Source organism: Streptomyces hazeniae, assembly GCF_031845485.1.
GTDB classification, from domain to species: Bacteria; Actinomycetota; Actinomycetes; order Streptomycetales; family Streptomycetaceae; genus Streptomyces; species Streptomyces hazeniae.
In genome coordinates this window covers 90,482-112,107 of sequence record NZ_JAVREQ010000009.1, presented here as the reverse complement: position 1 = coordinate 112,107, position 21,626 = coordinate 90,482, and the positions used below count along the sequence as shown (strand labels likewise).

Below are 21,626 nucleotides of genomic sequence, written 5' to 3'. Positions count from 1 at the left end.
CGTCCGGACGCGGACGGGCTCCTCGCCGTCTCCGCGCCCCTGGTGCTAGTCCTTCCGCCCGGGAGCCCAGCTCAGCCCCCAGCCGTACGCCTGGTCCAGCACGCGCTGGGAACCCTTGACGTAGCGGACCTCGCGCCGCACGGAAAGGCCCTCGGCGGTGTTCTCGATCAGCGCGACGCCGCAGATCCGGGCGTTGGGGTCGGCCTCGTCGAGCAGGACCTCGATCGGCGCCTGAGCCGGGGCGACCAGCGTCACGACCGCCCGCGCGGCCTCCCAGTTCGGCACGCCCTCGTAGATCATGGCGAAGACCAGGACCCGCTTGAGGGAGTCGATCCGGCCCAGGTCGATACGCAGGTTCTCGCCGCCCGCCACGGCACCGGAACGGTCGTCGCCGTCCAGCTGGAGCACGGTCCGGCCGGAGGAGTCCCGGGCCTCGAAGGCGTTGCCGACTGCCTGGACCGCGCCCTTGGAGCCGTCGGTGAACTCCCACAGACAGCCGAGGTCGAGGTCGATCCCGGACTTCGGCTGCAACGCCGTCTGCAGCTTGGAGAACAGGCCCCGCTTACCCGTCCCGCCTGCCGCGCCCTCGGCGCCACGGGCGTTCCAGTTGAGGTTCACGGTGAGTTCGCCGCCGGAACGGGGCTTGTCGAGTGAGACCTTGGGGGCACTCTTGGTGAGCGTGACCTTCCCGGAGGCGTCGCTTCTCACCGGACCGCCGCTGTCGGATTCCGCCATGTCGGACTTCCTTCCGTGCCGGACTGTACGCAAGCGTCGAGCAGGACACCGGCGCCGGTGCGGCCCGCGTAGGCACCGCCCCGACGGGTCGCTCTCCCCCGCACGGTACTCCCGCTCCGCCTCCGTCCGCCCTCCACGGCGCGGACCCGCAACTACTTGCTGTGCACGATCTGGATCAGGTTGCCGCAGGTGTCGTCGAAGACCGCGGTGGTGACGGGCCCCATCTCCAGGGGTTCCTGGGTGAACTGCACGCCGAGCTCGCGCAGCCGGCCTGCTTCCGCCGGTACGTCGTCCACGGCGAAGGAGGTGGCCGGGATGCCGTCCTGGACGAGCGCGGTCTTGTACGGCTGCACAGCGGGGTGCCCGGAAGGCTCCAGCAGCAGCTCGGTGCCGTCGGGATCCTCGGGCGAGACCACGGTCAGCCAGCGCGCCTCACCGAGCGGTACGTCGTGCTTCTTCACGAAGCCCAGCACCTCGGTGTAGAAGCGCAGCGCCGTCTCCTGGTCGTCGACGAAGACGCTGGACACATGGATCCTCATGGGGTGTTCTCCGGTGCGTCGGGCCGGAGCCATCGCGTCACGATGTGCTCCAGGGGTTCGGTGTTCAGGTCGTGGAACTTGTAGCGGCCCTGGCGCCGCGTCCGGACCAGACCCGCGGATTCGAGCACCGCCAGGTGCTGGCTCACGGCCTGGCGCGACAGCCCCAGGCCGTACTTGGTCACCAGCCGGGTGCAGATCTCGAACAGCGTCTGGCCGTCCCGTTCCGCCAGCTCGTCGAGGATGCGCCGCCGCGTGGGATCGGCCAGCGCCTTGAAGACATCCTCCGCCATGCGCCCACAATAGGCAAGTAGCGACTTGCCTATCAAGCCGACGGCGACGGAAACCGAGGAGCCCGGACGGCGGGCGTGGGGTAGCGTGCGGGCCATGTCGAGTCCCGAGTCAGACGAGATGGGGGCTTTCGGTCACGCCGTCAGCCCCCTGCACCACTGAGCTCACAGCCCTGCCGTTCTCCGCCCCGGCGGAGGACACGTGTGCCCGGGGCGGGCCGCGGTGACGAGATGACCCCTCTCGTTTCTTCTCCTCACCTCGGAGCCACTCGATGCCTCTCCCGCTGTACCTGCTCGCCATGGCCGTCTTCGCCATGGGCACCTCGGAGTTCATGCTCGCCGGCCTCCTGCCGGACATCGCCGCGGATCTCGGCGTCACCGTCGGGACCGCAGGCACGCTCACCTCGGCCTTCGCCCTCGGCATGGTCATCGGCGCGCCGCTCATGGCCGCACTGGCCCGCAACTGGCCCCGGCGTTCCAGCCTTCTCGGGTTCGTCCTCGCCTTCGCGACAGCGCACGTCGTGGGCGCCCTGACCACGAGCTTCCCGGTCCTCTTCGCCACCCGGGTCGTCGCCGCACTCGCGAACGCCGGGTTCCTCGCCGTCGCTCTCACCGCTGCCGCCGCGCTGGTCCCCTCCACCTACAAGGGACGCGCGCTGGCCGTGCTGCTCTCCGGCACGACCGTGGCCACGGTCGTCGGCGTCCCCGGCGGGTCGGTCCTCGGCACGCTGCTCGGCTGGCGGTCCGCCTTCTGGGCCGTCGCCGTGCTCTGCCTGCCCGCGACCGTCGGCATCCTGAAGGGCATCCCAGCCGGACGGGTGCACACGGAGGCTACGGGTCAGCCGCGCCTGCGCGCGGAGTTCGCCCAGCTCACCCGGCCACCGCTGATGCTGGTGCTGGTACTCGGTGCGCTGGTGAACGCAGCGACGTTCGGCGGCTTCACCTTCCTCGCCCCCGTGGTGACCGGCACCGCCGGGCTGGGCGCATGGTGGATCCCGGTCGCTCTGGTGCTCTTCGGTACCGGCTCGTTCGCCGGGGTCACGGTCGCCGGCAGGCTGTCCGACCAGCGCCCCGGGCAGGTCGTCGCGGTCTGCGGTCCGCTGCTGCTCATCGGCTGGCCGACCTTGGCGGCGCTGGCCCACGAGCCGATCGTCCTGCTCCCCCTCGTGTTCGCCCTGGGCGCGCTGTCGTTCGCCCTGGGCAGCACGCTGATCACGCGGGTCCTGTACGAGGCGGCGGACGCCCCCACCATGGCCGGCTCGTACGCGACCACCGCCCTCAACATCGGCGCCGTCGTCGGCCCCCTCCTCGCCGCGACCACCCTGAGCACCGGGGCCGGCAGAGTCGGCCCGCTCTGGGCGAGTGGCCTCCTCATCGCGATCACCCTCCTCATCGCCCTCCCCCTCCGCCCCGTGCTCACCCCCGACCGGAACACCGAAGTGCTCCCGTGACGCACGCCTTCGCCCGACAGCGGCCACCTCAGCCCCCCACACGGACTCTCTCCAACGGGCCGTGCGGTCCCGTACCGAGGGCGGTCCGAACGGCGGCAAGAACCCCTGCGGGCCGGTCACGGAACTGTCGGGGCGACGCATGGAGCACACGGAAGCCGAGGGCGGTGAGCCGGTTGTGCCGGGCCATCGTGGCTTCCCAGTCCGCCACGGCCCAGTGGTGCTCCTTCGAGTCGACCTCCAGCATCACCCCGTGCCGCGGCCAGTACGCGTCCGGCACCGCGAGGAAATCGGCATCCAGGGTGAGCCGGAGGTTCCACAGCGGCCGAGGCAGATCGCTTCGCAGCACCACGCAGCGGGCAAGGCCTTCCACCGGCGACCGCACGCCCTCGCCCACGTCCCTCAGCACCGCGGCGACGTCCGTCCGCCAGGACACGCCGGCGGCTTGCAACTCGCCGGCCAGCCGGTCCGGCGCCACGCGTTTCGTCTGCACCAGTTCGTGCAGGACAGCGGGGGCGTCGACGGAGTGCTCACCGCCCCCGCGAACGGCGTCCGCAGCGGCCCGCCGGAGCGGGGCGACCGGCAGACGCCCCTCCAGGAGCAGCGCCCGCGGCATCCGCTGGGTACGGCGCAACCGCACGCCGTCCCTCGACGCCACTCCGCACCGCTCCGGCACCAGCACGTCCACCTCCCGCACCGCGTCGGGTGGCGGCACGGATCGCAGGCGGTAGAGAGCCAACGCAGCGACCCCCGTGAGGGAGGCGTCTCCGCTCGTCCTTCCGGCCGACGTGGAGAGCGAGCGCCGACCGTCGGCGTACAGGAGCGCCGCACGGTACCGCTGCCGCCAGGTGAGCGGGCCGGAGTGCAGCACGACCACACCGGGCAACGGGCTCTGCCACACCCCGGTGTGGCAACGGTGTGTGATGGTCCGCTGTGGCACGCCCTGGGCCCTCAGCTGGGCACGCGTGACCACGTCGTGCCCACGACGTGGCCGTGCGTCGGTGCGGGCGGGAGCGAGGTGCCGTTCACCAGTCATGATCACGCCCTGCCCAGTGTGCTGGGCCGATGCACCTCAGCTGACCACAGAGCGTGAAAGCTCACCCCTGGGGGTGACTGCCCCCGCGTGGATGTGGCAACGAGGTTGCCACATCCACGCGGGTGCCGTTCCTGGCGTGAGGCGGGTGCCGATGAGTTTCCGGCCCGGCCGCGGTCTGTCCGGGTGAGAGACCGACCAGGGGAAACGGAGCGCAGGTCATGTCATTGGTTCGCGTGCAGAACTTCTCCGTCTCGCTCGACGGATTCGCCACCGGGGAGGGGCAGACCCTTCAGGCGCCGTTCGGTCATGCCGGGGAGCGGCTGCACGACTGGATGTTCGCGACGCGGTGGGGGCGGGCCATGCTCGGCCGGACGGGTGGGAGCGGCGGCGTGGACGACGCCTTCGCCCGGCAGTTCGCCGACGGGATCGGCGCCGAGATCATGGGCGCCGGGAAGTTCGGCCCGCCCGGCTGGCAGGACGACCCGGAGTGGAAGGGCCCGTGGGGGTCGAACCCGCCCTTCCACACGCCGGTCTTCGTGCTCACCCACCGCCCGCGCCCGTCGGTCGAGAGGGAGGGAGGCACGACCTTCCACTTTCTCGACGCCTCACCGGCGGAGGCGCTGGCGACGGCCCGCGAGGCCGCGGGAGGCCGGGACGTGCGCCTCGGCGGGGGCCCCACCATGCTGCGCGACTTCCTCGCCGCCGGCCTGGTCGACCACCTGCACGTCGTGGTGGTCCCCCTCGTACTGGGCCGGGGCGTGCGCCTCTGGGACGGGCTCGAGGCCCTGGAGCGGGACTACGACGTGGAGAGCACCTCGTCTCCGGGCGGAGTCACGCATGTGACGTTCACCCGTAGGGCGGTCTGACCCGGGCGCGGGCGCCGCGTCGCGACCGACAGGACCCGAAGAAGGAGGACCCATGTCGGACCTCATGGTCGACTTCATCATCTCGCTCGACGGCTATGCCTCCGCGGACGGCTGGCCCGGTTTCTGGGGCATGGAGGTCCCCGAGTACCTGGCCTGGCTGGGCGAGGACTCCGAGAACGCGCACACCACGCTCATGGGCGCGACCACGTACCGGCTGATGTCCGGGTTCGCCCAGGAGGCGCCCGAGGACGACCCCGCCTTCGCCGGACTGAACGCGATGCCCAAGGTGGTGTTCTCCTCGACCCTGGAGGCGCCGCTGTCGTGGACCGGCACCGAACTGGTGCGCAGGGACGCGGTCGAGGCCGTGCGGGAGCGGAAGCGGCACGACTCCCGTCCCCTGCGCACCCTCGGCAGCCTGAGCCTGTGCCGCTCGCTGCTCCGGGCCGGCGTGGTCGACCGCTTCCGGGTGGTCGTCTTCCCGGTCGTCACCGGTGCCACCGGCAGGGAGCGCATCTTCGACGGGTACCCGGACATCGCCCTCGACCTGGTCGAGAGCCGCACGTTCGACGGCCGTCTCCAACTGCTCGAGTACGTCCCCACCGTCCTCGACGGACCGCCCGCCGACACCACAGGGTTCGATCACGTTCCCTGAAGTGGGAGTTGTTGATGATGCCCAGGAGTGGGAGGGCTCGTAGGTCACGTCTCCGACGTGGTGCAGCGCTTCGATGCCCCAGTGGCCGCGGATCGCAGCGGCGAGCTCGGCCGGGGTGACCTGGTGGGGGTCGAGGCTGGTGACGGCGGAGATCGTCTCGCGACTCTCGCGTCGGCGGTGATCTACATCACCGGCCGTCGCGCAGGGTGACGATGAGTGCCCTTGAGGCGGCATTTCATCGCGTCTTTCTGGCCCCGCCCGCGCGTTGATGCGCGTGGAGTGACGCCGTCCACTTCTGGCCTGCGATCAAGGTCTGGACTTACCGGATCACTCTCACTACGTTCGTTGTGGATCAAGGGAGGAATCGCGATTTCGAGGCAATTCACTCGAGCGACAAAGGGGCTGATTGTCGCCTCGGCGGCAGCATGGGTCAGCTCACTCATCGTGGCGCACGGTTTTGCTGTAGAGCAGGAGAACACGGAGCAGGGAGGTCTGGGGATCGACTTTACCGTAGGACTCTTCAGCTTCCTGAGTGCGGCCGTGATTGCTCTGGTGGCTTGGGCGGGAATGCGCATCCTGGGAGAAAAGCGAAATGCCCTGCTGATCGGATCGGTAGTGGTTTTCTGGCTCTTTGTCAGCCTCTCACTCGAGCATCCCATGAGTGAGGGGGCTCAATGGCTCACCGTGTGCGCCTATGGCGTTGGCGGTGCCATGGTTTCCTGGATGACCGTCGATGAGTCCGCTGCGCCATGAACGAGAGTCATCACAGGGCACTCAGGCTGCCCATGTCCGCAGGAGTCGTCGTTTTCGCATCTCTGACGATCCTCCTGACAGGTTGCAGCAACAACACAGAAGAACGTCAACCGACGTCCCCGCCCACGTCCACTGCGAGTTCGGACGCGGACCCGTCGCCGTCCACACCGGATGTGACACCGGAGCCGACACCTTCCTTCTCCTGGGACGGGGTGACACGGACCCTCACCTACGGGAACGTCACCATCGCCGCCACACCTGCGGAGGCAGGCGTGAACACCGTGGTTCGTGTCGCCAACACGGGTGTCGAAGAAGCCGCCTTCCAGGTGGAAGTCAGCGTCAAAGTCGGCGGAGAGGTCTCCTCACATCGCTTCTGGTTCCAGGGTGTCCCCCCGGGAGAGACAGGCGAACAAGACGCTACCCTCGCCGGGCAGACCCGAACGGATGACCTCGGTAAGCCGGAAATCTACCTGGACGACCTGCGCCGCATCGGCTGATACGTACACCGGGTTGGGTTGACGTAGCGGGGGACGAAGAGACACCGGGCTCGACGGCGAGGCGCAGGCCGCAGAACTCGCCCCAGCCCAGGACCTGTTACAGCGGCAGCCCCGGGCCCGGCGGTCGCATCGTCCCCGGGTCCTTCGCGCGGCGGTCCGTGGACAAGCAGCCGCGCCTCGACCTCGGCGCCCTGGTTCGGCCTCGGAACGGCTCACGGACCGCTTCGCGGGCTGGAGGACAGCCGAGCTTGAGATCATGCCGTTTCCGGGGCGGCTCCCGTGGAGTTGCGGACGACCAGTTCCGGCTGGAAGACGAACTCGGTGCGCTGGACCGGATTGCCGCCGATCTCCTCCAGGAGGGCGTGCACGGCGGCGTTCGCCATGGCGCGGACGGGCTGGCGGACGGTGGTCAGGGGCGGGTCGGTGAAGGCGTTGAGCTGGGAGTCGTCGTAGCCGACGACGGACACGGAGCCCGGCACGGACAGGCCGCGCTGGCGCGCGGCGCGCACGGCGCCGAGCGCCATCAGGTCGCTGCCGCAGACGATGCCCGTGCAGCCCTCGTCCAGCAGGGCGCCGGCCGCCGCGTGGCCGCCCTCGACGGTGAAGAGGGTGTGCTGGACGCAGCCGGTGACACCGTCGGACGAGGCCAGCGCCGCCGTGAAGCCCTCCGCCTTGCGGAGGGACGGCACGAAGCGGGCCGGGCCGACGGCGAGGCCGATGCGGCGGTGGCCGAGGTCGGCGAGGTGCCGTACGGCCATCCCGGCCGCCGCGCGGTCGTCCGGCGAGACGAACGGAGCCTGGACGCGGTCGTTGTAGCCGTTGATCAGCACGTAGGGCACGCCGCGCCCGGTCAGCCGGGCGTACCGCTCCGGGTCGGCGGAGAGGTCGGCGTGCAGGCCGGAGAGGAAGATGATGCCGGTGACGCCGCGTTCGACGAGCTGGTCGACCAGCTCGTCCTCGGTGGCGCCGCCGGGCATCTGCGTGCCGAGCACCGGCGTGTAGCCGTATCCGCTCAGCGCCTGCTCGATGACCTGCGCGAACGCGGGAAAGATGGGGTTGGTCAGCTCCGGGATGACCAGCCCGACCAGTCCGGCGCTGCGCTGCCGCAGCCGTACCGGGCGCTCGTAGCCGAGGACGTCCAGCGCGGCCAGGACCTTCTGCCGGGTGGCGGCGGCCACGCCGGACTTGCCGTTGAGGACCCGGCTGACCGTCGCCTCGCTGACGTTCGCCTGGAGGGCGAGGTCGGCGAGGCGTGCGGCGGTCGGCAGCGTCGTCATACGGCGGACCACCAGACGGTGGTGTCCGCGGGCAGGGTGGTGCCTTCGGCGGGAGGGTCGGTGGGGAGGCCGGCGCGGCTGGAGAGGAGCCGGCGCCCGGGGAGGGCGGGCAGCTCGACGGGCCGGGTGCCGGTGTTGGCGGTGCAGACGAAGGCGCCGCGCCGGAAGGCGAGCACGCCCTCCGGTGCGGGCAGCCACTCCACGGCGTCGCCGGCGCCCAGGTCGGGGTGCTCCCGGCGGACGCGCAGCGCACGCCGGTACAGCTCCAGGGTGGAGGCCGGGTCGCCGGTCTGCGCCTCGACGCTCAGACTGCCCCAGCTGCGCGGCTGCGGCAGCCAGGTGCCACCGTCGCCGAAGCCGTACGAGGAGCCGCCCGAGGACCACGGCAGCGGCACGCGGCAGCCGTCGCGGAGCCCGTCCTGGCCGTTGGACTTGAAGAAGGACGGGTCCTGCCGCACCTCGTCCGGCAGGTCGGTGACCTCGGGGAGCCCCAGTTCCTCGCCCTGGTAGACGTACGCCGAGCCGGGCAGCGCCAGCATCAGCAGGGTGGCGGCGCGGGCCCGGTCGAGGTCGTCGCCGAGGCGGGTGCGGTGCCGGACCACGTCGTGGTTGGACAGCACCCAGGTGGTGGCGGCGCCGACCGGCCGCATGGAGTCCAGCGACTCGTCGATGACGCGGCGCAGCGCGCCGGCGTCCCAGCCGGCGTCGAGGTAGTGGAAGTTGAACGCCTGGTGGAGCTCGTCGGGACGCAGGTAGAGGGCGGTGCGGTCGGCGCTGGGGGTCCAGGCCTCGGCGACGCCGATGCGGTCGCCGCCGTACTCCTCGAGGATCTGCCGCCAGTCGCGGTAGATCTCGTGGACGCCGTCCTGGTCGAAGAACGGCAGGACCTGGTTGCCGAGCAGCTTGAGCTGGTCGCCGTGTCCCATGTCGGGGAGGCCGTCGGCCTTGACCATGCCGTGGGCGACGTCGATGCGGAAGCCGTCGACGCCCAGGTCGAGCCAGAAGCGCAGCACGGTGCGGAACTCGTCGCGCACGGCGGGGCAGTCCCAGTTGAAGTCGGGCTGCTCGGGGGCGAAGAGGTGCAGGTACCACTCGCCGGGGGTGCCGTCGGGGTTCTTGGTGCGCGTCCAGGCGGGGCCGCCGAAGATGGACTCCCAGTCGTTCGGGGGCTGTGCGCCGTCCGCGCCCTTACCGGGACGGAAGTGGTAGCGGGCGCGGGCCGGCGAGCCGGGGCCCTCGCGCAGCGCCCGCTGGAACCAGTCGTGCTGGTCGGAGGAGTGGTTGGGCACCAGGTCAACGATGACGCGCAGGTCCAGGCGGTGGGCGTCGCGGATGAGCGCCTCGGCGTCGGAGAGGTCGCCGAACATCGGGTCGATGACGCGGTAGTCGGCGACGTCGTAGCCGGCGTCGGCCTGCGGCGAGGCGTAGAAGGGGCTGAGCCAGACGGCGTCGACGCCCAGGCCGGCGAGGTACGGCAGGCGCTGCCGTACGCCGGCGAGGTCGCCCATGCCGTCGGCGTTGCCGTCGGCGAAGGAGCGCGGGTAGACCTGGTAGATGACGGCGTCGCGCCACCAGCCCGGGCGTGTCTCGACGCCCGGTGCACGGCCGGTGGGGTCGGTGGTCGTGGCCGGTGAGAGCTGGGTCATGTCTTCCCTGGGTTCGAAAGGGTGGTCCGTGAACGTGTGCGTGCCGGTCAGGACTTGACCGCGCCGGCGGTCATGCCGGACACGAGGTAGCGCTGTGCGAAGCCGAAGACGAGCGCGGCGGGGACGGCGATGATGACGGCGGCGGCGGTCATCGAGCCCCAGTCGGCGCCGTACTGGTTGACGAAGGTCTGCAGGCCGCCGGCGAGGGTCATGTTCGGTTCGCCGGTCATGAACGCGGTGGCGTAGGCGACCTCGGCCCAGGCGGTGACGAAGGTGTAGAAGCCGGTGACGGCGAGGCCGGGCTTGGCCAGCGGCATGATGAGCCGCCAGAAGGTGCCGAAGGGCGAGAGGCCGTCGACGCGGCCGGACTCGTCGATGGAGACGGGCACGGTGTCGAAGAAGCCCTTCATCATCCAGGCGCAGAAGGGCACCGCGATGGTCAGGTAGGTGATGATCAGACCGGCCGGCTGGTTGAGCAGGCCGAGGGTGGCCATCGTGTTGTAGAGCGGCACGATGAGCACCGCCATCGGGAACATCTGGGTGACGAGCAGCGTCCACAGCAGCGGCCGCATGCCGGGGAAGCGGAAGCGGCTGAGCGCGTAGCCGGTGGTGGAGGCGATGAACACGCCGATCACGGTGGTGCCGAGGACGACGACCAGCGAGTTGCCGAACCAGTCCAGGAAGTGGGTGTCGGCGAGGACGTGGTCGTAGTTCTCGAAGGTGAAGTCCTGCACCAGCGCGGTGCTGAACGCCTGGTTCTTCGGCTTGAAGGACGTCACCACCAGCCACAGCGGCGGGAACAGCGCGATGACGGTGCCGAGCAGCAGACCCGCGTGCAGTCCGGCGGAGGCCAGCGGGCTCCTCGAGTAGGTGCGCATGGTCACCACACCTCTCCCTGCTTGCGCAGCGTCCGGCGGTAGAAGACGGTGAAGACCGAGAGCAGCAGCAGGATGAGCACGCCCCATGCTGCGGAGGTCGCGAAGTCGCGCGGGCTGTTCATGAAGGACAGCCGGTAGGCGTAGGTCACCAGGATCTCGGTGGAGTCGCCCGGTCCGCCGCGGGTGAGCAGGAAGATGACCGGGAACATGTTGAACGTCCAGATGGTGCTGAGCAGGATGACCGTGCTGCTGACCGAACGGACGCCGGGCAGCGTGATGTTCGTGAACCGCTGCCAGGGGGAGGCGCCGTCCATCTCGGCGGCCTCGTACAGCTCGCCGGGGATGGACTGGAGGGCGCCCAGCATGGCGACGATCATGAAGGGGACGCCGAGCCAGACGTTGACGGCGATGACGGCGAGCTTGGCCCAGGTGGGGTCGCTCAGCCACGGCACGGAGTCGATGCCGCCGCCGGAGAGGATCTGGTTGAGGATGCCGTACTTCTCGTTGTAGAGCATCCGCCAGGCGAAGACGGACACGAACGCCGGCACGCCCCAGGGGACGATCATCGCGATGCGGTAGAAGGTGCGGCCCTTGATCTGCCGGTTGAGCATGTTGGCGAGGGTCAGGCCGAGCAGGAAGGTGACGCTCACGCAGCCGACGGTCCAGATGAGCGTCCAGCCCAGGCGGCTCCAGAAGACGGGGCCGGTGAGGATGTCGACGTAGTTGTCGAGGCCGACGAACTCGTAGGTCGCCGGGATGACGTTGACGCCGATGTGTCGTTCGACGTTGGCCTCGTCGGCGTCGGTCAGCGACAGGTAGAGGCCGCGGCCGAGCGGGTAGCCGATGATCACCGCGATGACGGCGACCACCGGGGCGATCATCGTCCAGGCGTACCAGTGCCGGGCCAGCGCCCGGCGCAGCGGCCCGGGGGCCTTGCCGCCGGGGGACTTCGTCGTGTTGTGCTTCGTGTGGGCCCTCGTGCGGTCGCGGCCGCGGGCGGAGTCGTCTCCGCCCGCGACCGTGCCCGCCGACCGGCCGGTGTCCACAGCCATGGGTCGGTCAGCCCTTACTTGTAGTCCTCGAGCAGCTTGCCGAACTCGTCGCCGGTCTTCTGCGCGGCGTCCTTCGGGCTGGTGCCGCCGAAGAGCACCTCGTTCATCTGGACGCGGATGGGCTCGAAGAGGGAGTTGGCCTCGGGGATCCAGGGGCGCTGGTGGGCCTTGTCGACGGCCGGCTTGAAGAACTGCACCATCGTGTCGTCCTGCACCGACTTCTCCTCGTAGACGGAGGCGCGGGTGGGCAGCAGGCTGAGCTCCTCGGTGGTGCGCTGCTGCACCTCGGCGGAGGACATGTACTTGGCGAACTCGTAGGCCGCGTCGAGGTTGGCGGAACCGGCGTAGACGGAGAGGTTCCAGCCGCCCTGCGGGGCGCCCTGGGCCTTGCTGCCGGCCGGGACGGCGGCGACGCCGAGGTTCGCGGAGTCCTCGAACGCCTTCCCCTCCAAGGCGCCCGCGATGTCCCACGGACCGTCGATCATCATCGCGACGTCGCCGTCCTGAAAGGCCTTGAGCCCGTTCTCCTGGCCGCCGGTGGCGTCGGTGACGGCGGCTCCGGAGTCGACCAGGTCCTTCATGGTGGCGAAGGCGCGGGCGCCGCCGCCGTCGTCGATGGTGATCTTCTTGTTCTTCGCGTCGACCATGTCGCCGCCCTCGCCGTAGAGGTAGGGCAGGAACCAGTACGGGTCGTCGCCGCGCAGGTAGAAGCCGTCGGCGTCGGTCTTCTGCTGGACGGTCTCGGAGACCTTCTTCAGCTCGTCGAAGGTCTTCGGCACCTCGACGCCGGCCTTCTCCAGCAGTTCCTTGTTGTAGAAGAGCCCGAGCGTGTCGGTGACCTGCGGCACGGCGTAGGTCTTGCCCTCGAACTTCGTGCTGCCCACGGGGGCGTCGAGGTAGTCGTCGGTCTCCGCGAGGGCCGGGGTGTCGTCCAGCGGCGCGAGGTAGCCGAGGTTGGCGAAGTCGGCGACCCAGGCGACCTCGGTGCGCATCACGTCCGGGGCGCCGGAGTTGCCGCCCGCCGCGTTCTTGAACTTGGCGTTGGCGTCACCGAAGTTGACGTGCACGTACTTCACGTCGACCTTGGGGTGCTTCTTCTCGAAGTCCTCGGCGATCTTCTTGTACGTGCCCTTCTCGGCATCGTTCGAGGTGTCCCAGTAGGTGACGGTGCCGGAGATCTCCCCGTCCGAACCCTTCGCGCTGTCCGTGCCGTCGCTGCCGCAAGCCGTTGCCGCAAGCGCGAGCACCGCGACCAGCGCAGTGGCCCCTATGCCACGCCGCATGTCGTCCTCCCATGGTGTGTGCCCCGGTCACCTTCAGTGGGCGCCCGGCTGCCGAGGAACGTAACAGCGTGCAAGACCTTGCGAAAGACCTTGCGGCAATTTTCTGCAAACCCGTGATGCTCGGCCGCCTGCACGGCGCCCCGCGAGGGGGACGCGCTGTGCACGCGGGGACGCTGCCGGTACAGTTCCGGAGCGTGACCGCACGACTGGCTGACATCGCAGCCCAGGCGGGGGTCAGCGAGGCGACGGTCAGCCGGGTGCTCAACGGCAAGCCGGGAGTCTCCGCGGCCACCCGCGAGTCCGTCCTCGCCGCCCTCGACGTCCTCGGCTACGAGCGCCCGGTGCGGCTGCGGCAGCGCAGCGCCGGCCTGGTCGGGCTGATCACCCCGGAGCTGGAGAACCCGATCTTCCCCGCCTTCGCGCAGGTGATCTCGCAGGCGCTGACCCGCCAGGGCTACACGCCGGTGCTGGCCACGCAGACGCCGGGCGGCTCCACCGAGGACGAGCTGACGGAGATGCTGGTCGACCGCGGCGTCGCGGGCATCATCTTCGTCTCCGGGCTGCACGCCGACACCACCGCGGACCCGCAGCGCTACGAGCGGCTGCGCGGTCAGGGTGTGCCGTTCGTACTCATCAACGGCTTCTCGCCGAAGGTCCGTGCGCCCTTCGTCTCACCGGACGACCGGGCAGCGATGCGGCTGGCCGTCACCCATCTGGTCGCCCTCGGGCACCGGATGGTGGGGCTGGCCGTCGGGCCGCGGCGTTTCGTGCCGGTGCAGCGGAAGACCGAGGGCTTCCTCCAGGCCCTCCAGGAGCAGGCGGGGCTCACGGGCCGGGCGGCGGAACGGATGATCGAGCACTCGCTGTACACGCTGGAGGGCGGTCAGGCCGCGGCGACGGCGCTGCTGGAACGCGGCTGCACGGCGGTGGTGTGTGCCAGCGACATGATGGCCCTGGGCGCGGTACGGGCGGCGCGGGAACGCGGGCTGGCGGTGCCGTCGCAGGTGTCGGTCATCGGGTTCGACGACTCGCCGCTGATCGCCTTCACCGACCCGCCGCTCACGACGATCCGGCAGCCGGTCCAGGCCATGGGGCAGGCCGCGGTGCGGGCGCTGCTGGAGGAGGTCGGGGGCACCCCGGCACCGCACAGCGAGTTCGTCTTCCTCCCCGAACTGGTGGTCCGCGGTTCGACGGCGGCGGCCGCCCCCGGGGCCGCCCCCTGAGCCCTCCCCTCGTCCGGACGGGTGAGGCGGCGACGTGAACACCCGACCGAAGGATGATCGGCGCGGGACCGGAATCTGGCAGACTGTCGTCACATGGGGGCACCGACAGCGAAGGTCAGCGTCGCCCGCCCGTCGGCCGCCGCGACACCTTCCGAGGAGACGCGCGAGGCCGACCGGGCGGCCGGGGGGAAGCACACGTTCGTCACCCGAATGCGACGTCCGCGCAGGCCGAGGATCTGGTTCGAGATCGCACTGGTCGCGGTCAGCTACTGGACCTATTCGATGATCCGCAACGCGGTCCCCGAGCAGCAGGCGGCGGCGATGCACAACGCCGACTGGATCTGGCACGTCGAACACCTGCTCGGCATCGCGGTGGAGCGGTCCGTGAACCACGCGGTCAACGGCGTGACGTGGCTGATCGTGTCGATGAACTACTACTACGCGACGCTGCACTTCGTGGTGACCATCGGTGTCCTGGTGTGGCTGTTCCGCCGCCACCCCGGACGGTACGGAGCCACCCGGACGGTCATCTTCGCGACCACCGGCGTTGCCCTGGTCGGCTACTACCTCTTCCCGCTGGCACCGCCCCGCCTCATGGAGGGCGGCGGGTTCGTCGACACCGTGCGGGTGCACGGCACCTGGGGGTCGATGGCCTCCGGCAACCTCGCCGACATGTCCAACCAGTACGCGGCGATGCCGTCCATGCACATCGGCTGGGCGGTGTGGTGCGGCATCACCCTCGCCGTGCTGGCGAAGCCGCTGTGGGTGCGGGTGCTGGGCGTGCTCTACCCGGTCACCACGCTGCTGGTGATCGTGGCGACGGCCAACCACTTCTGGCTCGACGCCGTGGGCGGCGTGCTGTGCCTCGGCTTCGGCTACGGCCTGGCCTACACCTGGTACGGGCACCTGCCGCACCGGCTGCCCCGGCACCTCGCCCTGGCGCCCGCCGCCTCGTCGCGGCAGGCCACGGCCTGACCCGAACGACCTGCCGCGTACGGCCCGACGCGAACGGCCCGAGGCGTACGGCCCGACCCGCCGGGGCCCGGGGAGTCAGGCCCCGTAGAAGATCCGCTCCATCACCGCGCGGGCGCGGCGGGTCGTACGGCGGTAGTCGTCGACCATCTCGCCCGTGCCGCCGTCGTAGCCGAGGTAACGGCCCACGGCCGCCAGTTCGCGCGGCTCGGACGGGAAGGTGTCTCCGGGCCGGCCGCGCACCAGCATCGCGGCGTTGCGGACCCGGGTCGCCAGCAGCCATGCCTCGTCGAGGGTCTGCGCGTCCTCGGTCTCCAGCAGCCCGGCCGCGTGCGCCGCGGCCAGCGCCTCCCTGGTGCGGGTGGTGCGCAGGCCGGGCTCGGCCCAGGCGTGCCGCAGTTGCAGCAGCTGGACGGTCCACTCGACGTCGGACAGGCCGCCGCGGCCCAGCTTGGTGTGCGTCGTGGGGTCGGCGCCGCGCGGCAGCCGTTCACCCTCCATCCGCGCCTTGAGCCGCCGGATCTCGCGTTCGGCCTCCTCCCCCGGCCCTTCGGCGGGATAGCGCAGCGGGTCGACCAGGTCCGTGAACCTCCGGCCCAGCTCGGCGTCGCCGGCGACCGGCTCGGCACGCAGCAGCGCCTGACTCTCCCAGACCTGCGACCAGCGCTGGTAGTAGGCGGCGTAGGAAGCCAGGGTGCGTACCAGCGGCCCGGACTTGCCCTCGGGGCGCAGGTCGGCGTCGACCGGCAGCGGCGGGTCGGCGGACGGCAGCTGCAGCAGCCGCCGCATCTCGTTGGCCACGGCGAACGCCGCCTTCGACGCCTCCTCGTCGCCTACGCCCTCGCGCGGTTCGTGCACGAACAGCACGTCGGCGTCCGAGCCGTATCCCAGCTCGCGGCCGCCGAAGCGGCCCATGCCGATCACGGCGAAGCGGGTGGGCAGTTCGTCGCCCCACTTGCCGCGCACGGCGGCGCGCAGCGCGCCCGCCAGCGTCGCCGCGTTGATGTCGGACAGCGCGGTGCCCACGCGGTCCACTCCCGGGCCGGGGTCCTCGGGGACCGGCGACTCCTCCGTCCCGTAGGCGCCGACGATGTCGGCGGCGGCCGTGCGGAACAGCTCGCGCCGCCGCACACCGCGGGCCGCGGCGACGGCCTGCTCGGGGTCGTCGGCGCGGTTGACGGCCGCCAGGATCTCCTGGGTGAGCGCGTCACGGCCGCGCGGCTCCAGCCGTTCGGCGGTGCCGAGCAGGGCGACGGCCTCGGGGGCCCGCAGCAGCAGGTCGGGGGCGAAGCGGCCCGCCGAGAGCACCCGGGCGAGGTTCTCGGCGGCGGCGCCCTCGTCGCGGAGCAGCCGCAGGTACCAGGGGGTCTTGCCGAGAGCGTCGGAGATCTGCCGGAAGCCGAGCAGCCCCGCGTCCGGGTCGGCGGAGTCGGCGAACCAGCCCAGCAGCACCGGCAGCAGCGTCCGCTGGATGGCGGCCTTCCGGCTCACGCCGCTGGCCAGCGCCTCCAGATGACGCAGCGCGGCGGACGGGTCGGCGTAGCCCAGGGCCTCCAGCCGCTGGGTGGCGGCGCGGGTGGAGAGCCGGGCCTCACCGGGCGCGAGCTGGGCGACGGCGTCCAGCAGCGGCCGGTAGAAGAGCTTCTCGTGCAGCCGCCGCACCGACGCCGCGTGCCGCCGCCACGCCTTGTGCAGCTCGGCCACCGGCTCGACCCGGAAGCCCATCGAGCGGCCGAGGCGGCGCTGGTCGGCCTCGTCCTCGGGCATCAGGTGGGTGCGGCGCATGCGGTGGAGCTGGATGCGGTGCTCCATGGTGCGCAGGAAGCGGTAGGAGGCGTCCAGTGCGGCGGCGTCCTGCCGCCCGACGTAGCCGCCGGCTGCGAGCGCTTCGAGGGCGTCGAGGGTGGTGGAGCTGCGCAGCGTGCCGTCGGAGCGACCGTGCACGAGCTGGAGGAGCTGCACGGCGAACTCGACGTCGCGCAGGCCGCCCGGACCGAGCTTGAGTTCCCGCTCCACGTGCGCGACCGGGATGTTGGCCTCGACGCGGCGGCGCATCTGCTGCACGTCGGGGACGAAGTTCTCCCGCTCCGCGGCCTGCCACACCATGGGCGCCACGGCCTCGCAGTACTCGCGCCCCAGGGTCGGGTCCCCGGCCACCGGGCGGGCCTTGAGCAGCGCCTGGAACTCCCACGTCTTGGCCCACCGCTGGTAGTAGGCGACGTGGCTGGAGAGCGTGCGCACCAGCGGGCCGTTGCGGCCCTCGGGGCGCAGGTTGGCGTCCACGGGCCAGATGGTGCCCTCGGGGGTGGTGTCCGAGCAGATCCGCATCAGGCGCGCGGCGAGGCGGCCGGCGGCCCGGAGCGCCTTGTCCTCGTCGGCCCCGTCGGCGGGCTCGGCGACGAAGATGACGTCCACGTCGGAGACGTAGTTCAGCTCCCGGCCACCGCACTTGCCCATGCCGACGACGGCGAGCTTGCACACGGCCGCGTCCTCGGGCTCCTCGCTCCTGGCCATGGCGAGCGCGGCGCGGAGGGTGGCGGTCGCCAGGTCGGCCAGCTCGGCGGCGGTCTCGGCCAGCTCGGTGGTGCCGCACACGTCGCGGGCGGCGAGCGACAGCAGGCAGCGGCGGTAGGCGACGCGCAGGGCGTCCGGGTCGCCGGCTTCCGCGAGGGCGTCCTCGAAGTCCGGCAGCCCGGGATGGAGGTCGGCCGACTCGTAGGTGGCTAGCGCCTTCCAGTCGTGCGGGTGGCGGGCGAGGTGGTCGCCGAGCGCCTCGGAGGCGCCGAGCACGCCGAGCAGGCGGTCGCGGAGGGGCTTCGCGGTGAGCAGGGTGTCGAGGAGGGTCTGGGCGCCGTTGTCCGCGCCGTCCACGGCACGTTCGTCCTGCGAGGTCAGCGACTCGACGAGGTGGACGAGGCCGCGCAGGGCGAGGTCGGGGTCGGCGGTGGCGCCGAGGGCGTCCAGGAACAGCTGGTCGTCGTGGACCCCGGCGAGGGCGGGGACGTCGAGGAAGCGGCCCGCGGCGGCGGGGTCGGTGAAGCCGCGGCGGAGCAGCCGCCCGAATCGGGTGTCACGTCGGCCGCCCTGCGTGGTCACTGCGTTCCGCCTTTCGCGGTTGCCTGTCCGTCGTGGCCCCGCTCAGCGCGGGGGCTCTCCCACCCCTACCCGAATCTTCGCAGCCTGCGCCCCTGGGAGCACGGCTGCCGTCCCCGGGCGAGGGGCGTGCCGGGTCGTGTCCGTGGCCGGTCCTGCTCCGCGGTCGTCGTCTGCGGGTGCTCGAAGACGTCGGCAGCCCTCTTGAGGGAAGCGGCGGAAGATGCTGAAATACCGTCACATCGTAGACAGAGGGGGTCGTTCATGAGCGACAAGTGCACCACGTGCGGGGGGAGCGGCATGATCGTCGACGGCAACGGACGCCCCATGCCCTGCCAGAGCTGCGCGGGCATGGGGCGCCGCTGACGGCCGTCAGGCGCCGGCGGTGACGCCCCTCGGGTCCGTCCGGAAGGCGGACCCGAGGCCCCGACGAGCACGGAGGCCGCCTTCTGCCGCGCGCACCGTCCGACCTGGCCTTACAGCACCGGGAGGGACTTGCGCAGCTCGAAGGCGGTGACCTCGGAGCGGTACTCCTCCCACTCCTGCTTCTTGTTGCGGAGGAAGAAGTCGAAGACGTGCTCCCCGAGGCATTCGGCGACCAGCTCGCTGCGCTCCATCAGGGCGATCGCCTCGCCGAGGTTCTGCGGCAGCGGCTCGATGCCCATCGCGCGCCGTTCCGCGTCGGACAGCGCCCACACGTCGTCGTCCGCTCCCTCCGGCAGGTCGTAGCCCTCCTCGACGCCCTTGAGTCCGGCGGCCAGCAGCACGGCGTAGGAGAGGTAGGGGTTGGCGCCGGAGTCCAGGGAACGGACCTCGATCCGGGTGGACCCGGTCTTGCCGGGCTTGTACATCGGGACGCGGATCAGCGCGGAGCGGTTGTTGTGGCCCCAGCAGATGTACGACGGGGACTCGCCGCCCTCGCCCGCGGTGCGCTGGGAGCCGCCCCAGATGCGCTTGTAGGAGTTGACCCACTGGTTGGTGACGGCCGAGATCTCGTCCGCGTGCCGCAGGAGGCCGGCGATGAAGGACCGCCCGACCTTGGAGAGCTGGTACGGCGCGCCGGACTCGTAGAACGCGTTGCGGTCGCCCTCGAAGAGGGAGAGGTGGGTGTGCATGCCGGAGCCGGGATACTCCGAGAACGGCTTCGGCATGAACGTCGCCTGCACGCCCTGTTCCAGCGCGACCTGCTTCATGACCAGGCGGAACGTCATGATGTTGTCGGCCGTGGACAGGGCGTCCGCGTACCGCAGGTCGATCTCCTGCTGGCCGGGGGCGCCCTCGTGGTGGGAGAACTCCACCGAGATGCCCATGTTCTCCAGCATGGTGATGGCCTGGCGGCGGAAGTCCTGCCCGACGTGCTGCGGGGTGTGGTCGAAGTAGCCGGAGGAGTCGGCCGGGGTGGGGCGGCGCCCGTCCACCGGCTTGTCCTTGAGCAGGAAGAACTCGATCTCGGGGTGGGTGTAGAAGGTGAAGCCCAGGTCCGAGGCGCGTGCCAGGGTGCGCTTCAGCACGTAGCGGGGGTCGGCGTACGACGCGGAGCCGTCCGGCATGAGGATGTCGCAGAACATGCGGGCCGTACCGGGTGCCTCCGCGCGCCACGGCAGGATCTGGAACGTGCTCGGGTCCGGTTTGGCGATCATGTCGGACTCGTAGACGCGGGCGAAGCCCTCGATGGCGGAGCCGTCGAAGCCGATGCCCTCGTCGAAGGCCTGCTCCAGTTCCGCGGGCGCGACCGCGACGGATTTCAGGAAGCCGAGGACGTCCGTGAACCAGAGGCGGACGAACCGGATGTCACGCTCCTCGAGCGTGCGGAGCACGAATTCCTGCTGCTTGTCCATTTCCACCCATCCTCGCTGCTCAGAAGCCCTTTCCGACGCCGCCGGGCACACCGCGTCACTGGATCATCCCACCACACGGTTTCCGTCGTGTTTCCCGCCACGCGTGGCACCCGGCCGTGTCCCCCGCGCCTCGCCGGGCCCGGCGAGGCGTCGGAGCCGGGGTCGCCGGAGGTGTTCCGGGTGGCAGGACCGGCACCGGCAGGGCCATACGGGTGTCTCGGAGCGCCCTGAGCGGGAAGGGACCACACCGTGCCCGTACTGTCCGCAACCCTGAAGTCCGTGTCCCGCAAGTCCCTGCGGAAGCTCCGCACCGAAGTGCCCCGGCTGCGCAAGCACCCGGACGTCGTGCAGACGTTCCGGTCCACCACCGCGGCCACTCTCGCCTTCGTCGTCGCACTGGTCCTCACCGATTCCCCGGCACCGCTGCTGGCGCCGCTGACCGCGCTGCTGGTCGTGCAGGTGACGCTCTACGCCACGCTGACCAGCGGCGTCCGGCGAGTGAACGCCGTGGTGGCCGGGGTGACCATCGCGGTGGGCTTCAGCAACATCGTGGGGCTGAGCTGGTGGAGCCTGGCGCTGCTGATCTTCGCCTCGCTGGCCGCGGGCCACCTGGTCCGCGCACACCAGTTCGTGCCCGAGGTCGCGATCAGCGCGATGCTGGTGCTCGGCGTGACCCAGCACACCGACCTGGCCCTGGTCCGCATCGTCGAGACGTTGATCGGCGCGGGCGTCGGCCTGGTGTTCAACTTCCTCTTCGTGCCGCCGGTGTGGGTCGAGCCGGCGGAGGACGAGATCCTCCAGCTGGCCCGCCGCATGTGGTGGCTGCTGCGGCACGTCGGCGACGAGCTGGGCGAGCGTACGCCGGTGGAACGCATCAGCACCCAGCTCCACGCCGCCCGGCGCCTCGACCACGACGTGGGGCTGGTGGACGCCTCCCTCACGCGGGCGGAGGAGAGCCTGCGGTTCAACCCGCGGGTAAAGGAGGCGCTGCTGTCGCGGATCGTGCTCCGCACCGGGCTGGACACCCTGGAGATCTGCGCCGTGGTCGTGCGCACGACGTCCCGCACGCTCACCGACCTGGCCCGGGAACGGCACGACGAGCCGCTATTCCCGCCGGAGACGGTCGCGGCCGTCCGGGAGCTGCTGCGCCACGTCGGGGAGGCCGTGTACAGCTTCGCGGTGCTGGTCACCAGCCCTGTCAGCAGCAGCGCCGAGGAGGCCGAGACGCAGCTGCAGACCGAGCTGGCCGCCTGCGGCGCCGTTCGGGAGCGGGTGGCGCAGCTGCTGCTCGCCCGCGTCCAGGAACACCCGCGCCAGTGGCAGCTGCACGGCGCGCTGCTGGCCGAGTTCGACCGCATCCTGGACGAACTGGCCGTGGAGAAGCGGTCGTTGCGGCTCGCCGAGGAGCTGGACCGGGCGGCCCGGGAGCGCCACGACCGTCGCCGCCGCTTCGCCCTGCTGCCGCGTCTCCGCCGCGGCTGACGCGGAACACGGCCGCTCACACGGAACGCGGCCGCGGGCCCGGAGGGAACCGGGCGGCCGCGGCCGCGT

General features: G+C 71.2%; 19 protein-coding genes. 8 read left to right on the top strand and 11 right to left on the bottom strand.

Annotated features, from left to right (window positions below; genetic code table 11):
* Positions 1-45 precede the first annotated feature (45 nt).
* The 3 genes from RM572_RS12510 to RM572_RS12500 form a co-directional block, all read right to left on the bottom strand.
* A complete protein-coding gene (locus RM572_RS12510; RefSeq protein ID WP_311673388.1) occupies positions 46-735 on the bottom strand; it encodes a Tellurium resistance in 690 nt (229 codons plus the stop codon).
* Between the two features lie 152 nt (positions 736-887).
* Positions 888-1,274 (bottom strand): VOC family protein, encoded by a 387-nt coding sequence (locus tag RM572_RS12505; RefSeq protein ID WP_311673387.1) that lies wholly within the window; start codon positions 1,272-1,274, stop codon positions 888-890.
* Positions 1,271-1,564, bottom strand: coding sequence for an ArsR/SmtB family transcription factor (locus RM572_RS12500; protein ID WP_027763014.1), 294 nt, complete (start codon positions 1,562-1,564; stop codon positions 1,271-1,273). The genes RM572_RS12505 and RM572_RS12500 overlap by 4 nt, the downstream gene beginning before the upstream one ends.
* A gap of 269 nt (positions 1,565-1,833) precedes the next feature.
* On the opposite strand from RM572_RS12500, the gene RM572_RS12495 reads away from it, so the two are divergent.
* Complete coding sequence (locus RM572_RS12495; protein ID WP_311673386.1) at positions 1,834-3,012, top strand: Cmx/CmrA family chloramphenicol efflux MFS transporter; 1,179 nt, start codon at positions 1,834-1,836, stop codon at positions 3,010-3,012.
* Positions 3,013-3,040: 28 nt separating this feature from the next.
* On the opposite strand, the gene RM572_RS12490 is transcribed toward RM572_RS12495, so the two are convergent.
* Positions 3,041-4,045 (bottom strand): hypothetical protein, encoded by a 1,005-nt coding sequence (locus RM572_RS12490; RefSeq protein ID WP_311673385.1) that lies wholly within the window; start codon positions 4,043-4,045, stop codon positions 3,041-3,043.
* Between the two features lie 218 nt (positions 4,046-4,263).
* Here RM572_RS12490 and RM572_RS12485 point away from each other — a divergent pair, with 218 nt between their 5' ends.
* From RM572_RS12485 to RM572_RS12470, 4 genes are all read left to right on the top strand, one after another.
* On the top strand, positions 4,264-4,911 hold the full coding sequence (locus RM572_RS12485; protein ID WP_311673384.1) for a dihydrofolate reductase family protein: 648 nt from the start codon (positions 4,264-4,266) through the stop codon (positions 4,909-4,911).
* Between the two features lie 52 nt (positions 4,912-4,963).
* Positions 4,964-5,563, top strand: coding sequence for a dihydrofolate reductase family protein (locus RM572_RS12480; RefSeq protein WP_311673383.1), 600 nt, complete (start codon positions 4,964-4,966; stop codon positions 5,561-5,563).
* A gap of 345 nt (positions 5,564-5,908) precedes the next feature.
* Positions 5,909-6,316: a hypothetical protein gene (locus RM572_RS12475; RefSeq protein ID WP_311673382.1), complete on the top strand. Its 408-nt coding sequence runs from the start codon at positions 5,909-5,911 to the stop codon at positions 6,314-6,316.
* A gap of 272 nt (positions 6,317-6,588) precedes the next feature.
* Entirely contained in the window at positions 6,589-6,813 is a 225-nt protein-coding gene (locus tag RM572_RS12470; protein ID WP_311673381.1) for a hypothetical protein, read from the top strand.
* A 254-nt stretch (positions 6,814-7,067) separates the two neighbouring features.
* On the opposite strand, the gene RM572_RS12465 is transcribed toward RM572_RS12470, so the two are convergent.
* The 5 genes from RM572_RS12465 to RM572_RS12445 are packed head-to-tail and all read right to left on the bottom strand — an operon-like array spanning position 7,068 to position 12,949.
* Positions 7,068-8,090 (bottom strand): LacI family DNA-binding transcriptional regulator, encoded by a 1,023-nt coding sequence (locus tag RM572_RS12465; RefSeq protein WP_311673380.1) that lies wholly within the window; start codon positions 8,088-8,090, stop codon positions 7,068-7,070.
* Positions 8,087-9,736 carry a glycoside hydrolase family 13 protein gene (locus RM572_RS12460; protein ID WP_311673379.1) on the bottom strand — a complete coding sequence of 550 codons (1,650 nt, stop codon included), beginning with the start codon at positions 9,734-9,736 and terminating at the stop codon, positions 8,087-8,089. Before RM572_RS12460 ends, RM572_RS12465 begins: the two co-directional genes overlap by 4 nt.
* Positions 9,737-9,783: 47 nt before the next feature.
* Positions 9,784-10,614, bottom strand: a complete 831-nt coding sequence (locus tag RM572_RS12455; RefSeq protein WP_311673453.1) for a sugar ABC transporter permease — start codon at positions 10,612-10,614, stop codon at positions 9,784-9,786.
* A 2-nt stretch (positions 10,615-10,616) separates the two neighbouring features.
* Positions 10,617-11,666, bottom strand: coding sequence for a carbohydrate ABC transporter permease (locus RM572_RS12450; protein ID WP_311673378.1), 1,050 nt, complete (start codon positions 11,664-11,666; stop codon positions 10,617-10,619).
* Between the two features lie 14 nt (positions 11,667-11,680).
* Positions 11,681-12,949 (bottom strand): extracellular solute-binding protein, encoded by a 1,269-nt coding sequence (locus tag RM572_RS12445; RefSeq protein ID WP_311673377.1) that lies wholly within the window; start codon positions 12,947-12,949, stop codon positions 11,681-11,683.
* Positions 12,950-13,143: 194 nt separating this feature from the next.
* On the opposite strand from RM572_RS12445, the gene RM572_RS12440 reads away from it, so the two are divergent.
* Positions 13,144-14,172, top strand: a complete 1,029-nt coding sequence (locus RM572_RS12440) for a LacI family DNA-binding transcriptional regulator (RefSeq protein WP_311673376.1) — start codon at positions 13,144-13,146, stop codon at positions 14,170-14,172.
* A 93-nt stretch (positions 14,173-14,265) separates the two neighbouring features.
* The gene (locus RM572_RS12435) at positions 14,266-15,147 is read left to right on the top strand and encodes a phosphatase PAP2 family protein (RefSeq protein WP_311673375.1); all 882 of its coding nucleotides are present in this window, start codon (positions 14,266-14,268) and stop codon (positions 15,145-15,147) included.
* Between the two features lie 75 nt (positions 15,148-15,222).
* Here the strand turns inward: RM572_RS12435 and RM572_RS12430 are convergent, their stop codons facing one another.
* Positions 15,223-18,240: a bifunctional [glutamine synthetase] adenylyltransferase/[glutamine synthetase]-adenylyl-L-tyrosine phosphorylase gene (locus RM572_RS12430; protein ID WP_311673374.1), complete on the bottom strand. Its 3,018-nt coding sequence runs from the start codon at positions 18,238-18,240 to the stop codon at positions 15,223-15,225.
* 473 nt (positions 18,241-18,713) lie between these two features.
* Positions 18,714-20,075, bottom strand: coding sequence for a type I glutamate--ammonia ligase (gene glnA / locus RM572_RS12425; RefSeq protein WP_311673373.1), 1,362 nt, complete (start codon positions 20,073-20,075; stop codon positions 18,714-18,716).
* Positions 20,076-20,354: 279 nt separating this feature from the next.
* Between glnA and RM572_RS12420 the strand changes: the two genes are divergently transcribed.
* On the top strand, positions 20,355-21,557 hold the full coding sequence (locus RM572_RS12420) for an FUSC family protein (protein WP_311673372.1): 1,203 nt from the start codon (positions 20,355-20,357) through the stop codon (positions 21,555-21,557).
* Positions 21,558-21,626: the final 69 nt, after the last annotated feature.